Origin of the sequence: Duganella sp. Root336D2 (genome assembly GCF_001425005.1) — a bacterium.
Taxonomy (GTDB): Bacteria; Pseudomonadota; Gammaproteobacteria; order Burkholderiales; family Burkholderiaceae_D; genus Rugamonas.
The window spans coordinates 74,336-87,904 of the sequence record NZ_LMDB01000002.1; the positions used below are offsets into that span (position 1 = coordinate 74,336).

General features: G+C 59.4%; 15 protein-coding genes and 1 pseudogene. 10 read left to right on the forward strand and 6 right to left on the reverse strand.

The features are described 5' to 3' along the window. Positions 1 to 10 precede the first annotated feature (10 nt). Positions 11 to 340, forward strand: a complete 330-nt coding sequence (locus tag ASD07_RS03775) for a hypothetical protein (RefSeq protein WP_055925545.1) — start codon at positions 11 to 13, stop codon at positions 338 to 340. Positions 341 to 383: 43 nt separating this feature from the next. Here ASD07_RS03775 and ASD07_RS03780 read toward each other — a convergent pair whose 3' ends face one another. Continuing rightward, positions 384 to 935, reverse strand: coding sequence for an FxDxF family PEP-CTERM protein (locus ASD07_RS03780; protein WP_156397852.1), 552 nt, complete (start codon positions 933 to 935; stop codon positions 384 to 386). Positions 936 to 1,408: 473 nt separating this feature from the next. Between ASD07_RS03780 and ASD07_RS31350 the strand changes: the two genes are divergently transcribed. The 6 genes from ASD07_RS31350 to ASD07_RS31580 all read left to right on the forward strand — a co-directional run bounded on the left by ASD07_RS31350 (position 1,409) and on the right by ASD07_RS31580 (position 5,063). After that, a complete protein-coding gene (locus ASD07_RS31350) occupies positions 1,409 to 1,564 on the forward strand; it encodes a hypothetical protein (RefSeq protein ID WP_165402243.1) in 156 nt (51 codons plus the stop codon). A 162-nt stretch (positions 1,565 to 1,726) separates the two neighbouring features. Beyond that, positions 1,727 to 2,083, forward strand: coding sequence for a hypothetical protein (locus ASD07_RS03785; RefSeq protein WP_055925551.1), 357 nt, complete (start codon positions 1,727 to 1,729; stop codon positions 2,081 to 2,083). Further along, entirely contained in the window at positions 2,083 to 2,841 is a 759-nt protein-coding gene (locus ASD07_RS03790) for a LiaI-LiaF-like domain-containing protein (protein ID WP_055925554.1), read from the forward strand. Before ASD07_RS03785 ends, ASD07_RS03790 begins: the two co-directional genes overlap by 1 nt. After that, entirely contained in the window at positions 2,841 to 3,902 is a 1,062-nt protein-coding gene (locus tag ASD07_RS03795) for a sensor histidine kinase (protein WP_055925557.1), read from the forward strand. Before ASD07_RS03790 ends, ASD07_RS03795 begins: the two co-directional genes overlap by 1 nt. 3 nt (positions 3,903 to 3,905) lie before the next feature. After that, positions 3,906 to 4,631 carry a LytTR family DNA-binding domain-containing protein gene (locus ASD07_RS03800; protein ID WP_055925560.1) on the forward strand — a complete coding sequence of 242 codons (726 nt, stop codon included), beginning with the start codon at positions 3,906 to 3,908 and terminating at the stop codon, positions 4,629 to 4,631. A gap of 204 nt (positions 4,632 to 4,835) precedes the next feature. Further along, positions 4,836 to 5,063 (forward strand): hypothetical protein, encoded by a 228-nt coding sequence (locus ASD07_RS31580; protein WP_156397853.1) that lies wholly within the window; start codon positions 4,836 to 4,838, stop codon positions 5,061 to 5,063. A 647-nt stretch (positions 5,064 to 5,710) separates the two neighbouring features. Here ASD07_RS31580 and ASD07_RS03810 read toward each other — a convergent pair. Next, a pseudogene (locus tag ASD07_RS03810) lies at positions 5,711 to 6,153 on the reverse strand (transposase); the annotation flags it as partial. Between the two features lie 107 nt (positions 6,154 to 6,260). On the opposite strand from ASD07_RS03810, the gene ASD07_RS03815 reads away from it, so the two are divergent. Beyond that, positions 6,261 to 6,812, forward strand: a complete 552-nt coding sequence (locus tag ASD07_RS03815; protein WP_055925566.1) for a GNAT family N-acetyltransferase — start codon at positions 6,261 to 6,263, stop codon at positions 6,810 to 6,812. A gap of 431 nt (positions 6,813 to 7,243) precedes the next feature. Beyond that, on the forward strand, positions 7,244 to 7,444 hold the full coding sequence (locus ASD07_RS03825; protein WP_055925572.1) for a hypothetical protein: 201 nt from the start codon (positions 7,244 to 7,246) through the stop codon (positions 7,442 to 7,444). Between the two features lie 134 nt (positions 7,445 to 7,578). Here the strand turns inward: ASD07_RS03825 and ASD07_RS03830 are convergent, their stop codons facing one another. Further along, a complete protein-coding gene (locus ASD07_RS03830) occupies positions 7,579 to 8,376 on the reverse strand; it encodes a hypothetical protein (RefSeq protein WP_156397854.1) in 798 nt (265 codons plus the stop codon). Positions 8,377 to 8,533: 157 nt separating this feature from the next. Next, positions 8,534 to 8,989, reverse strand: coding sequence for a hypothetical protein (locus ASD07_RS03835; RefSeq protein WP_156397855.1), 456 nt, complete (start codon positions 8,987 to 8,989; stop codon positions 8,534 to 8,536). Positions 8,990 to 9,123: 134 nt separating this feature from the next. Between ASD07_RS03835 and ASD07_RS03840 the strand changes: the two genes are divergently transcribed. Further along, on the forward strand, positions 9,124 to 9,627 hold the full coding sequence (locus ASD07_RS03840; RefSeq protein ID WP_055925582.1) for a DUF4124 domain-containing protein: 504 nt from the start codon (positions 9,124 to 9,126) through the stop codon (positions 9,625 to 9,627). Here the strand turns inward: ASD07_RS03840 and ASD07_RS03845 are convergent. Together ASD07_RS03845 and ASD07_RS03850 are read right to left on the reverse strand one after the other, a co-directional pair. Continuing rightward, a complete protein-coding gene (locus tag ASD07_RS03845) occupies positions 9,624 to 11,909 on the reverse strand; it encodes an ATP-dependent DNA helicase (protein WP_055925585.1) in 2,286 nt (761 codons plus the stop codon). The two genes, ASD07_RS03840 and ASD07_RS03845, sit on opposite strands and share 4 nt — an antisense overlap. Beyond that, on the reverse strand, positions 11,906 to 13,546 hold the full coding sequence (locus tag ASD07_RS03850; RefSeq protein WP_055925587.1) for a VRR-NUC domain-containing protein: 1,641 nt from the start codon (positions 13,544 to 13,546) through the stop codon (positions 11,906 to 11,908). The genes ASD07_RS03845 and ASD07_RS03850 overlap by 4 nt, the downstream gene beginning before the upstream one ends. Positions 13,547 to 13,569: the final 23 nt, after the last annotated feature.

Consider the following 13,569-nt stretch of genomic DNA (forward strand, 5'->3'; position numbering starts at 1 on the left):
GGAGCAAGCCGTGAACAAGCCCATATTTGCACTGGTACTGCTGGTCACCTGCTGCGCTGTGCAAGCCAGGTTGCCGGCACCTACCGAAGAGCAGAAGGCCACCGCTGCGGCGGCCAAGGACAAGCAAGGCTGGACCGACAAGGTCGCCGCCTACAAGCTTTGCCTGGCGCAGGATCGCGTTGCAGCCCACTATTTCAAGACGAAAGGCAGCGTCGGCAAACCATCGGCAGCGTTGCCTGCATGTGCCGATCCAGGCCCGTATGTAGCCCAGGTGGTGGCCACCAAGGATGTTGGCGTTGCTGATTCGAAGCCCGTGCCCGAGGCCGGCAAGAAGAAATGAAAAACCCGCCGCAGCGGGTTTCCACGGGGGGAGTGGTTGCGGCTTAGCCCAGCTTGTCGTTGGACTTGCGACGGGAAGCCAGGCCCAGCAGGCCAACGCCTACCAGCAGCATCGCATAGGTAGCAGGTTCCGGAATAGGAGCCGCCAGGCCCAGGTTACCGGCATAGGAACCGCCCAGCCCTGCAATGGCGGTGCTGCCAGTGACCGTGAAGCCGTAATTGCCCGACATCAGGGCATCGATCGGGAAGAATTCGATGCCGGACGACGTGTCAAACGTCGTTGCCAGGGAGGTTTGGCTGCTGTCTGCTTCAACTTTGAAGAACTGGATGCCAGTGATGCCATAGTTCGCCAGGCGGGAACCATCGATCCAGGTTTTACCGACCACCACGTTACCGCTCGCATAAGTGGCGTTGGTATCCACCGAGAAGAGATAGGTGTCGATGTAGTCCCCGGCTGTAGCGTGGAGGGCGCCAAAGATGGCATTGCCCGCAGCATCAAAGGTCAAAGTTGTCTGTGCCATCGCGCCGGAGCTGGAGAACAGCCCCGCCGACAGCATCAGTGTACCGGCTACCTTGCTAAGAAACGCTTTCTTCATGTTAATACCCCTTGAGTAATGTTGTTGTGAAGGTGAAGCGGTGTCAGCCTGCAAGAGATTGCCCGGTTATATCGTCAGTGGCCTGCTGAAAACATAACCTTTCCTGCTTACCAACGACGACCAATATAGCCCACCCCCTCCTGTGATTAGTTCATTAATGAAGTGTGTATGTTTTCAAGCGCACAAAGCTCAACGGCACTCGCGGGGCGCGGGCAAAGCGCTGGCAAACGTCAAGAGAAAAATTTTTGTGTGCTCGAGACCGCAAGACTTTCAAGCCACACTTCGTAGTCCGATTCCGACAGGAACAAGAGCCGAACTGACGGGGGAATTGTGAGCAAACGCACCGTGTCCAACGAGGCCGGGAAATATGATGGAACCGTGATCGAAGCGCCCAGCGCTCATCTACCACAGACCCTGGCCGGCTTCCGCCGCAGCGAGGCAACCGGCCCAAAAACAGAATACGGAGGCCTATCATGACCCAGACCAACCACCCATCCAAGTACGTGGTAAGGGAGTACCTCGAACGTCGTACGCAAGCAGTCAAACCCCCTCCATCGCCAGAGGAGATTCGCCGTCAGTTGGGCTGGGGCTTGATGCTGTTCGAGCCGAAGATGGAAACCGGGCGCTAGACCCCCGTAACCCACACTAACCCGCCGCCCGGCGGGTTTTTTTTCGCCATTCGCTGAAATCTTCGCCATTCACCGAGACGCCACCGCCGTTCACCGAAAAGCCGTTTCGCCGCCATTCGCACCCCGGTATTGTTCATTCATCCAATCAACGGGGAGCAAGAAATGAGCAAAGAAATGCAATCGCGCAGCCAGCTGCTTTGGGGCCTGATCGTGATCGCCATCGGCGTGCTGTTCCTGACCGATATCCAGATTCCGCCAATCGGCCAACTGTGGCGCTACTGGCCTTTCCTGGGCATGGCGTTCGGCGCCATCAAGCTGATTCCGCCAACCACGCCGAAGCATGCAGTCGATGGCCTGTGCCATATCGCCTTCGCCGGCTGGTTCTATGCGTCCCTCGAACATGTCTGGGGCCTGACCTTCCACAATAGCTGGCCCATCCTGGTCATCATCGCCGGCATCTGCCTGCTGCTGCAGCCAGTTGTGATTAAATACACCGCCAATAAAGAGGAGAACCAATAATGCGCAACCGCAGCCATCGCGAACGTAACACCGCATCCCAGATGCTGATCGGCGCCGGCGTCATCGCGGCCGGCTTCCTGTTCCTGATCGATAACCTGGGCTGGATCGACCTCGACATGCGGGTGCACTTCTGGCCCATCATCCTGATGGTGTTCGGCGCCTCGACCCTGGCGCAAGCGCCACGGCGCGGCAGTGGGGCAGCAGTGGCCGGCATTTTCATGATCGGCTTCGGCGCCCTGTCGCTGCTGAAAGGCCTGGGACTGATCCATATCAGCTGGAAGGTCATCTTCCCGATCGGGATTATCGGCCTGGGCTTGATGATGGTGTTCCGTGCCAGCAAGCGCCGCAAGCAACCGGACAGCGAAAGCACGGCAGCCAGCGGCTTTGCCGACGACACGTCCCTGTTCGGCGTATCGGAAGGCGAAACCAGCGAGCGCGTGCTGGAATTGACGGCCATCCTCGGCGGCTTCCAGCGCAAGGTCACCACGCAGGACTTCCGCGGCGGCGACCTGACCAGCATCATGGGCGGCATCGACCTGGACATGCGCACCGCATCGCTGAACGGCACCGCAGTACTGAACGTGTTTGCCCTGATGGGCGGCATTTCGGTCAAAGTACCAACCGACTGGACGGTGGAGCTGGAAGGCACGCCTATCCTGGGTGGCTTCGAAGAGAAGACCATGGAGCCGAAGGACAACAGCAAGCGCCTGGTCATCCGCGGCACCGTCATCATGGGCGGCCTGGAAATCCGCAACTGATGCAGCGCGTATTGACCAGCCGCAGCGGCGCGCTGCTGTACCTGACAGTGTGGCTGCTGTTGGGTATCGGCCTGGGCGGGGCAGTGGCGCAACTGGGCGACGAACCCTGGCTGCGTGCCATGCTGTTTGCAGTGCCGGTGACCCTGTTGTTCTCCGTCGGCGCCGGCTTTTCGGCCTACTATATGTGCAAGGCCAACCCGCTGCGCGAACGCAGCCCGGCGGTGATCCTGGTGTCGATGCTGACTGCGGCGGTATGGGCCGGCTTCCTGTGGGTATTCCTGATGCGGATCTGGAATGTCGGGGCCGAATCGTTCGGCGCCCAGGGCATTGCGATCCGCCCGCAGTTGACAGCTTTGCTGTTCTCGCTCGGTATTTTGATGTACGGCTTGCTGGCGAGCCTGAATTACCTGGTCAGTGAATTTGTCCGGGCGCGCCAGGCGGAGCAGCGCGAACTGGAATCCAAGCTGCTGGCGCGCGACGCGGAACTGCGCATGCTGCGCACCCAGATCGACCCGCACTTCCTGTTCAACAGCCTGAATTCGATCAGCGCGCTGACCTCGATCGACGCCAAACGCGCCCGCGACATGACGCAGCGCCTGTCGGACTTCTTCCGCCAAAGCCTGGGCATTGAAGCGCAGGGCAAGATCACGCTGGAAGAGGAGGTGCGCCTGATCGGCCACTTCCTGGCGATTGAAAAAGTGCGCTTCGGCGCGCGGCTAGGCGTGGAGCAGGATGTGGACGAAGCAGCGCTGCCATGCCTGCTGCCGCCGATGATCCTGCAGCCGCTGGTGGAAAACGCCGTCAAGCACGGCATCGGCGGCATGCCGGAAGGCGGCACGGTGCGCGTTGGAGCCCGCCGCGAAGGCTCGCAGCTGAAGGTCGATGTGGAAAACGATACCGACCCGGACACGCCGCCCCGCAAGGGCAACGGCATTGGCCTGGTCAACGTGCGGGAACGCCTGGCGGCGGCCTACGGCCATTTGGCCAGCGTGCACTGCACGCATGAAAGCAATAAATACCGGGTAGCCCTGACGCTACCCGCCGAGACGAAGGAGTCCTGAATCATGCGCGTCATCATTGTCGATGATGAAGAATTGGCCCGCGGCGTCATGCGGGAGTACCTGCGAGCCCACGCCGACGTGGAGATCGTGGCCGAATGCGGGAACGGTTTCGAGGCCGTGAAGGCGATTGCCGAACTGGAGCCTGATGTGGTGTTCCTCGATATACAGATGCCCAAGCTGGATGGCTTTGAAGTGGTGGAATTGGCCGGCAGCAAACCGCACTATGTGTTCGCCACGGCCTACGACCAATACGCCTTGAAGGCGTTCGAGGTGCATGCAATTGATTACCTGCTCAAGCCGTATCCGCAGGAACGGCTGGACCAGGCTGTGGCCCATGTACGCACGCGCCTGGGCAGCGAACGTCCACCGGTGACGCAGATGGCGACCGAAGCGGCGACACGCAATGGCCCACTGGAGCGCGTATTGATACGCGACGGCTCGCGCGTACATGTGATTGCCGCAGAACGCATCGACTCCATCGAAGCGCAGGACGACTATGTCGAGATCCTGGCCGAGGGCAAGCCTTACCTGAAGAACCAGCGGCTGTCAGAACTTGAAGAGCAGCTTGACCAGACCCGTTTTGTGCGCTTGCACCGTTCCTGGATCGTCAACGTGGAGCGCATCGAGCGCATCGAGCAGTCCACCAAAGACAGCCACTGCGCCGTGCTAAAGGATGGCCGCAAGGTTCCAGTCAGCCGTAGCGGGTATCAGAAGGTGAAAGGGTTGTAGCTGCGCTGATTGGTCGGCAGCTTTCAGTAGATTTCCTTCGGATTGAAGTAATTTCTCATGGTTTAGGAAGGTTAAATTGTGCGGATGCAGACTTCTTTCCCGGATAGCGACTCTTTTTTCGTGATTAGGTCTCATGTTAATATTTTGGAAAACGTCAGAATGACGTCGACTTTACGTTGGGCCTAGCTAAAGAAGAGGCATAGATTGGAGAACCCACGAATCGAGTCATTGCTTGTCGAGATACGAGATCTGCAACGGCAACATCTTGAGGAATACCGCCGTAACGCCGGCGAATCTATTGCTGCACAAAGAGCTGCAATAGAACAGGCATCGAAGGTGCAGCAAAGGCTCGCTCGTTTGATTCGTGTCTTTGTCCCCGTAATTGGCGTCGTTGTTATTTGTTTGCTGTGGTTCCTGTTTCGCCATGCGTGAGTTTTTCGCCCAACCCTGCGGTCAACTGGACGGTCTCCACGCTGCGCGTTCCGACCTCCAGTTACCTTGAACGTTGGCCATCGCTGTGAACATGATGCACGCTTCGTCTTCTTCGCTTGGCTCCAAGGCCCGCTACTCGCCCTCCATGGCTATCGGTGGCGATTGGGCCCTTGGCGGCACCACCACTTTAGGCAAGCGCGAGCCGGTGCGGTATGCTGGCGTTTTTACGGGCGCATTCGCGGATGCGCAATCGGTTGGTCATTCGCTGCGAGTTCACACGCGTGTCCAACTTCCCGCTCAACCGGACGGCTTACGCGCTGCGCGCTCCAGCCGCCGGTTAGCACAACGTTATACCCCGCTTTGAATTTGACTGTGATGCGCGCTTCCTCCACTTCGCTTGTCTTCTGGGCCGCCGCCAAATCTGGCTGCGCGGCTCGCGGTGGCGTTTGGGCGGGTGGCAGCGCCACCGTTTGCGGCAAGGGGAGCCGCTTGCTTTATGCTGCTGTTCGCATGGGCGCTTTCGCGGACGCGATGGGGGCAGGGCATTCGTGGCAAGTTCACGCGCGTCGCATAACCCTCCATTCGAGCGGATGCGCTAAAGCGCCCCGCTCAATTCCACGTTGGTCATCGCTGTGAACATGATGCAAGCGTACACGCACCTGCGCCAACTCGCGCAGGCGCTGTCGCAAGGCCAGTTTAGGATCCTTCTTCGAAGTCAGGTACTGTGTACTGCGCACCTGCTTGATCAGACGGCATGCCCGCGCCAGCTTCAGCCCGTAGTGCTCGATGATGTACTCGACCACTTCACGTTTTGGCGCGGGCCGCCCCACTTTTTTGACGCGACATCCTGCAGAATCGCCTTGTCCAGACTCAGCTCAGCCACCAGCTTCTTCAGGCGCGCATTCTCGTCCTGCAGGACTTTCAATTCGCGGACACCCTCCGATTGCAGGCCAGCATATTGCTTCTTCCACCGATAGAAGGTCTGTTCAGAAATGCCGAGTTGCCGGACGATATCACCGACCGGCATGCCCAGCTCCGCTTGCTTCAGAACGGCTACAATCTGTTCCGCAGGAAAATGTTTTCGCTTCATGGTCATCCTCCATCTGCTAAGGGATTATTGACCAAAAACTCGCGCTCAAAAGCGTCTAATTTTTCCACAGCAGATCAACCTTTTGTATGCGTAAAAGCGAGACACAAATGAAAATCACCTTAAGGGCGGTTACCCGGGAGAACTTGGACGAGGTCGCCGATCTTCGGCTACTAGAGCATCAGCAAGCCTATTTAGCGAGCAACTCATACTCGATAGCGGAAGCCAGCTTCAATCCAGCGTTGCGTCCTCGATCGATCTACGCTGACGAGCGACTTGTGGGATTTCTCATGTATCTCGTTCCAGAAGAGTGCGAGGACCCGCCAGGTGAATATGGCATCTGGCGTTTCATGGTGGATGCGAGCGTTCAGGGCAGGGGCTACGGCCGTCAAGCATTCGCGCTCCTTATGGCCGAGATCCGCTCAGACGCGAATGCAAGACGTATTTTTATCTCGTACAAGCCAGAGAATTTGAAGGCACGAGACTTCTACGCTAGTTTTGGGTTTGAGGAGACGGGCATCGAGGCGGAAACGGGAGAGATGGTCGCCGTCGTGGCAGCTGCGCAGTGCAGTCTTGCAAAGCTTGACAGTACATGTCCAGCCCAACGATCCAGCGAGCCGCTGCCGGCGGCCGCTGAACTTCAACCCTGCATGGAAAAATAGATACTGCAATGGCTGGGCCACCGTTCGAAGCACCCTCAAAAGCTCGCCGATGCCAGCAGGGGGCGTCCCAATGGTAGCCCGTTGATTCGACAAAGTCATTTTTGCCCTGAACTTGTATCGGGGTCGAACCGACCAGATGGACATCGTTACGCTCGGAATACGCTGCGGGAGCGGTTGCCTTGCAATTGTTCGTGAAAAGCTCCGGGCTTTTTTTGACGGAGCAGATTGCCAGGTCCATTATGAGGAGGCGAGCTGCGTAGTCCGCGTAAGAGAAATGATTGACCCTAAGGCTTACCCGGCGGTGATCGAAGACTGTGGCTACAGACACGAGCAGCAGGTCCATTACAATTATGGTTAACCATCAATTCGAGGGGCGCATGATGATGGCAGCGCTGGACTGGAAATTAGCTTGGATCGGGTGAGGAAAATCTATGTGGTTACTGCCGTGGGAAAAATTGCCGCCGCTAGTTCTTGGCCCGCTGTTGACACTTGTTGGCCTGGTCTCAGTCGTGTCGGGGCATCGCGCCGGAAAAGAGTGGATGGATTTGGTTTGGTATTTCGCTGCCCTATTTGGCGGTATTGCGTTGACCATCCTTGGGCTGCTGAAATGGTGGCGAGAACAGGATGAATGAGTCTGCCTTTCAGGGCATGAGGTTCAATCGACCTCCGTTTGAAAAGACCATTAACCGCCCAGCTCAATACCAGCCGCCAGCAACGTGGGAATCCGTCAATCGCAGCGAGAGCGTCACTGATCACCAATCTTCCGCTAGTGGCGATAGGGGATGAACACGCATAGTTGTTCATCCGGGTAGTTGTCCATCCATCCACAAGGGAATGCCTTTCTTTTGTAGACTTCCCACATTTGTTTATGAAGGTCGGTTTCGAAGCCGACCGCTTTTCCTTCGGCGATCTCTGATAGATCACCATATATATCGTCGAAGAAATGCATGATTTCTCCGGCCAGCCTGTTTTGACAAATGTCGGTAATCTCAGAGGTAATTATCTTGCCAAAGCGCGCAGTGCTGATCAAATTCTCGCTGCAATATCTATTTCGTTGTGCGCTGGCCTTGGAGCGAAGTCCATTCCAGGATTTAAACGGGCTCTCGATGCTTTGATTCCATGCCAGCCTCTTCGCAAGCTCGAGGTCTCTCGTTATGGGATATCGGTGAAGGCTGTTAGGATTTGCGTCGAAGTCGAAGATGTTCCCGCTGCGAAGGGTCTCCATAAAATGGGTGAGGTTCGGGTTATTGAGGTCGGCTTCGGATGGAACGACACTGAGTCGCTTCATGCAAAGGCTCATGAAGCCTAAGGCATTTGCCCTGACATTGTCAGGTATCTCTAGCGACAAAAGGCGCTCAAGCAATGGCACAGCTTCCGCAAACCCTTTTACGTCTGGCAGGTACCCCAGCGCGTACACTTCGAGAATTACAGCTTCATGGCTGCTTCCCCTGAAGTGTTCGAGCAAGGCTGATAATTTTTCGCTCACGCCTTCAGTGCGGCCAAACTTTATTTGAGCTCGTATGCGTTTTAGTGGTTGCTCTAGGTCCATTGCGACATTGTTCAAGTTATTTGAGCCCATAAGCTGAGAAGACCAGCATTTTCCCTTCGGGATAACGCCTGGTGTTCGACACAGTGGGAAGCCTGCTGGTCACAGGCTTCCTCGTTTCGATGGACATGTTCTGCCAGGTGGGTTTGTGCCCATCACCCGATTAGGCCGAGGCTTATCTTGTCCTGCCTTCGCGCCGGCATTGGGTCTCGAGTGTCTCGTTGCCGAACGCCACCAGATCCCGATAAACACCGCACGGCCAGACGAAGCCGCCGTATTGTTCCATGTACCAGTAGGGCGGTTCGGAGGCGCATAAGTCGATGTGCTTGACGTGCCAGCCATCGCTTTTCTTCTTCAATACGACCCATAGCATTTTGTCGAGGTAGGGGTTGCATGCACTTGTCTTCTCCCAATCGATATCTTTTCCGGGCGGCCCCACCAGGTTGCCAACCAGGACGGCCCAGCCGGAATCGATGTTAAGCGTGTCGACTTTGATGCGAACCGGCTGGTCAAGGCTTGCTGCGGCCTGCGGACGTATGGCATCAAGAATCTGCTGCCTGTCGCTCGGCCCTTTTGCTTGCGCCGTTCCAATTGCGGCAAATGCGATTAGTGCGCCGATCAGTGCTTTCAAGTAGCTCATTCTGCCGTGATGGGATTTGCAAAATAGGCAATTCTAAGGCAATGAGCACGAAATTGAAAACCAAACCTCAATGAGGTGACAATGTGTGAGACACGGCAGGACTCGTTTTTCATATACTTCGCGCTATGAAAATTATCTTGCCACTGATCCTTGCCTTTGCCGTTATACCAGCGCATGCCCAACTCTTTAAATGGACCGATGCAGACGGGAAGGTGCACTATTCCGACCGCCCCCAGGATGGCGTCAAGAGTAAAGAAATTGCTGTGCAGCGCGCGGCCGCGAAGCCCGCCAAGGCATCTTCCGACGATTGGCAGCAGCGTGAGCTCGACTCGCGCGAACGGCGCTTGAAGCGCGAGAATGCGAACCAGGAAGCGGCCGACACCGCGGCGCGCAGTGACGGGAAGACACCGTATAACCCCAGCCAGCACCGTAACAACAAGCCGATGACCGATGATGAAGTCTGCAAGCGCGATGCGCAGCAGATCGAGTTTTCCGAAAAGGTTCCGAAGCTGGCCTTCGGCGGCTCGAGCGGTTCGGTCGCAGTTAGCGAAGAGGAGCGCCAGGCCATCGTCCGCCAGCGCAAGGAAAATCACGCTTTACTGTGCGGCTCCGGCCAGCGCACGCACTAAGGCGCACCGACTTGCCACCAGGCCGGAAGCAGGGCCTGGACTTCCGGACGGCCGAAGCGGTCGTCGATCAGGTGGACGGTGCCGCGGTCGCTGGTGGTGCGAATCACGCGGCCGGCGGCCTGCACGACTTTCTGCAGGCCGGGGTAGAGGTAGGTGTAGTCATAGCCGGCGCCGAATGCCGTTTCCATGCGGGCCTTGATTTGCTCGTTGACGGGATTGATCTGCGGCAGGCCGAGCGTGGCGATGAAGGCGCCAATCAAGCGGTCGCCCGGCAGGTCGATGCCCTCCCCAAAAGACCCACCCAGTACAGCGAAGCCGATACCTTCGCCGCCTTCGTGGAAGCGGGCGAGGAAGGCGTCGCGCGCTGTTTCATCCATGCGCCGCTCCTGGCGCCATAGCGGCACGTCCGGATGGCGGGCGGCGAACAGGTCGGCCGCCTTTTCCATGTAATCGAAACTGCTGAAGAATGCCAGGTAGTTGCCGGGCTGGCGCTGGTACTGCTCGCCCATCAGCGCTGCGATCGGCGCCAGCGAACGCTCGCGGTGCTGGTAGCGCGTGGAGATATGACTGGCGATGTGTACCTGGAGCTGCTGCGCGTCGAAAGGCGAGGCAACGTCGACCCATGCCGTATCGGCCGGCATGCCGAGCGTGTCGGCGTAGTAGTTCCAGGGACTGAGCGTGGCCGAGAACAGGGCCACCGCATGCGCGGCCTCGAAGCGCTGTTTGAGGAAGGGCGCGGGCAGGATGTTGCGGATGCAGAGCAGCGAGTTCACGCGGCCTGCCGCGGCGCCGCGGCCGCCGTCGGACTTCTCGATGTCGAACAGCGAATGCTCGCCAAAACTTTCCGCCAGGCGCCCAAACAGCAGCGCGTTGAAGTAGAAATCCAGTATGTCGGCATCGAACCAGGCGGGATGCTCGGCCATGTAGTCGCCGATCTCGGTGCAGGCTGTTTGCAGTGTGGCCATGAATTTCTCGGGTAGCTCGGTGTGGCTGGCGTATTCCGCTTCCTGCGCCTTTTCCAGCGCGCTCCATTGGCGGTGCACGCGGTCCAGTGGCTTGTGCAGCGCGTCCGGGGCGGTCTTGCGCAGCACGCGCAGGCGCACATGGTCCATTTCGGCGGAGTACATCTTGCGGGCGCGCGAAACCATATTGTGGGCTTCGTCGGCCAGCACACCGACCTTCCAGCCATTCATCTGTGTCAGGCTGTACAGCATGGCGCTGATGTCGAAGTAGTAGTTGTAGTCGCCCACCACCACATCGGCCCAGCGTACCAGCTCCGATTGCAGGTAGTAAGGGCAGACCTGGTGCGCCAGCGCTACTTCGCGCACCGAGGCGCGGTCCAGCATGGGCTGCTGCAAGGCGGCTGCACGAGCGTCCGGCAGGCGGTCGTAGAAGCCTTGCGCCAATGGGCAGGATTCGCCGTGGCACGCTTTGTCCGGGTTCTCGCAGGCGGTGGATTTGGCCGCCAGTTCGAGCGCACGCAGCGGCAGCAAAGGCGCGCTGCGCTTGATGGTTTCGACGGCGCCCAGGGCCATGCTGCGGCCGCTGGTTTTTGCGGCCAGGAAGAATATCTTGTCCAGGCCATGTTCTGCGCTGGCCTTGAGCATCGGGAAGATGCTGCCGATGCTCTTGCCGATGCCGGTCGGGGCTTGCGCCAGCAGCGAGCAGCCGCGCGCGCTGGCCTTGTACATGGCTTCCGCAAGCTCGCGCTGGCCAGGGCGGAAACCTGCGTGCGGGAAGCGCAGCGAGCGCAGTTGCTCGTCGCGCGCGGCGCGGTGCGCCAGTTCCTGCTCGGCCCAAGCTACAAAGCGGCCGCATTGGTCTTCGAAGAAGGCGCGCAGGGAGGCGGCATCCGCTTCTTCGGTTAATACGGTTTCCTTCTGCGTGCCGATGTCGAAGTAGACCAGGGCCAGGCGCACGGCGGGCAGTTCGCGCGCGCTGCACAGCAGGTGGCCGTACACCTTGAGCTGGGCCCAGTGCAGGATACGGTGGTTGGCGGGCTGGCGCGAAAGGTCGCCGCGGTAGGTCTTGATTTCTTCCAGCTGGTTCTGGCGCGGGTCGTAGCCGTCGGCGCGGCCGCGCACGTGCAGCGGGCCGAAGTGGCCCGACAGGCCTACCTCGCGTTCGTACCCGTCGTCGCGGCGGCTGGTGACGATGGCGTGGCCCTCAATGCCTTCCTGTGCGGTTGGCGTGGGGGTGAAACGCAGGTCAAGGTCGCCTTGCTTTGCGGTGAACTCGCACAGGGCGCGCACGGCGATGGTGTAGCTCGCGGTTGCGTTCATGTTTGCCACGCCAGGTAACACACGGACACCGGCATGCCATGCTCGGCGCAATAGTCGATCCAGCGCAGCTGGTTGTCTTGCAGGCGGTCGCCGGGGCCTTTGACTTCCACCATCTGGTAGCGCTGTTCAGCGGGCCAGAAGCGGATCAGGTCGGGGAAGCCGCTGCGGTTGGCTTTGATGTCGAGCAGGATGCGCTCGAACCACAGCTTCAAATGGGGAGCGGGAATGCAGTCCAGCGCGAACCCGAGCAGTTCTTCATCGATTGCGTCCCAGTAGACGAAGGGCGATTGCAGGCCAGCCTTGGCTGCGAAGTTGGCGCGGATGGCGTCGCGGTAGCTGCCATCTTCCAGCCGCGCGAAGCAGGCTTCGAACAGGGCGGCGCGGCGGCGCTGGAAGTCGGCGCTGTGCAGATCGGCCGGGCCGTGGTGGAAGGGGTGGAAGAAGGCGCCGGGAATGGCGGCAAATACCGCGTCCCAGCACAGCAGGCCAAACAGGGAATTGGCCAGTGCGTTCTCCACATAGAAGCAGGGCGCCTCGTCCTGCCACAGGTGGTCGCGCACCACGCCTTCCACCCACCATTCCTCGGCCGGCATCGGCAGCACCAGGTCGATGCGCTCGACCGGCGTTGGCTTATGCGCCGGCTCGCGCATGTGGCCAAGCTTGCGGCGCAGGCGCGGGGCCATGCGCAGCAGTTGCTGGCGTTCGGCTTCGCTCTCGGGCGCGGCTTGCGCGCGCTGCAGCCATTCGTAGGCCAGGCCAATGCGTTCGTCTTTTTCCAGCACGCGGATGGCGCGGGCACGGGCGCCGGGATAGGCGCATTGTTCGTACAGTTCGAAAGCGCCGGCCCAGTTGCCCAGCTTTTCCAGTTGCTGGCCGAACTGGAACAGCATTTTCTGGCGGCGGCTAAGCAGCCATTCATTGTCGCCGGCCAGGGCCGGCAGCTCGCGCGCCAGCTGCAGCGGGTCTTCGCCTTCCGAAAAACGTTCGCGGCATGCATGCAGGGCCAGGTAGTCGTCGATGTCGCGACGCGAGCGGAAGCCGCGTGCGGCCGGCGAAAACTCGACCTTCTCGAAGCGGTAGATGCCCAGGTTGGACAGCACGAATTCCGACCAGTCCTGGTGGAAGTTACCGAAGAAGATCAGGCGCAGGCGGTCGCACAGGGGCTTGGACAGGATGTGGTAGACCTGGTCGCCGGCATCGGCATACCAGGATGTGAAGCGGTGGCTGCCATCGTGGCGCTCGCGCAGGGCTTCGAGCTGGTCGGCCTTGCGTGCGCTGCGTTCGGCGCCGCTCAGGGCGAATACACGGGTGATCTCGGGCTTTTGCAGCAGGTCGAACAGCTCGTCCAGGGTCAGCTCGGGGTCTTGCACCACCCAGCCTTGCTCGACCAGCGGGCTGGCGGCGGCGATGGTGCAGCCGATTTCGGGGTAGCTCAACCTGGAGGCGCGGAACAAATCTCCCTTGCGCATCACCATGCGCACGAACAGGGCGCGGGACGGCTGGGGTACGGTCGGGAAGCTGGCGAGAAATCCAGCTTCCTCGTCCGTCAGCAGGTCGCTATAGCGCTCGCCAATCCAATGCAGGACCTGATGGAAGTTCTCCAGGTAGTAGAACGGATTTTCAAGGACTTGGTTCATGCAGGCGAGGCGACGCGAAAACT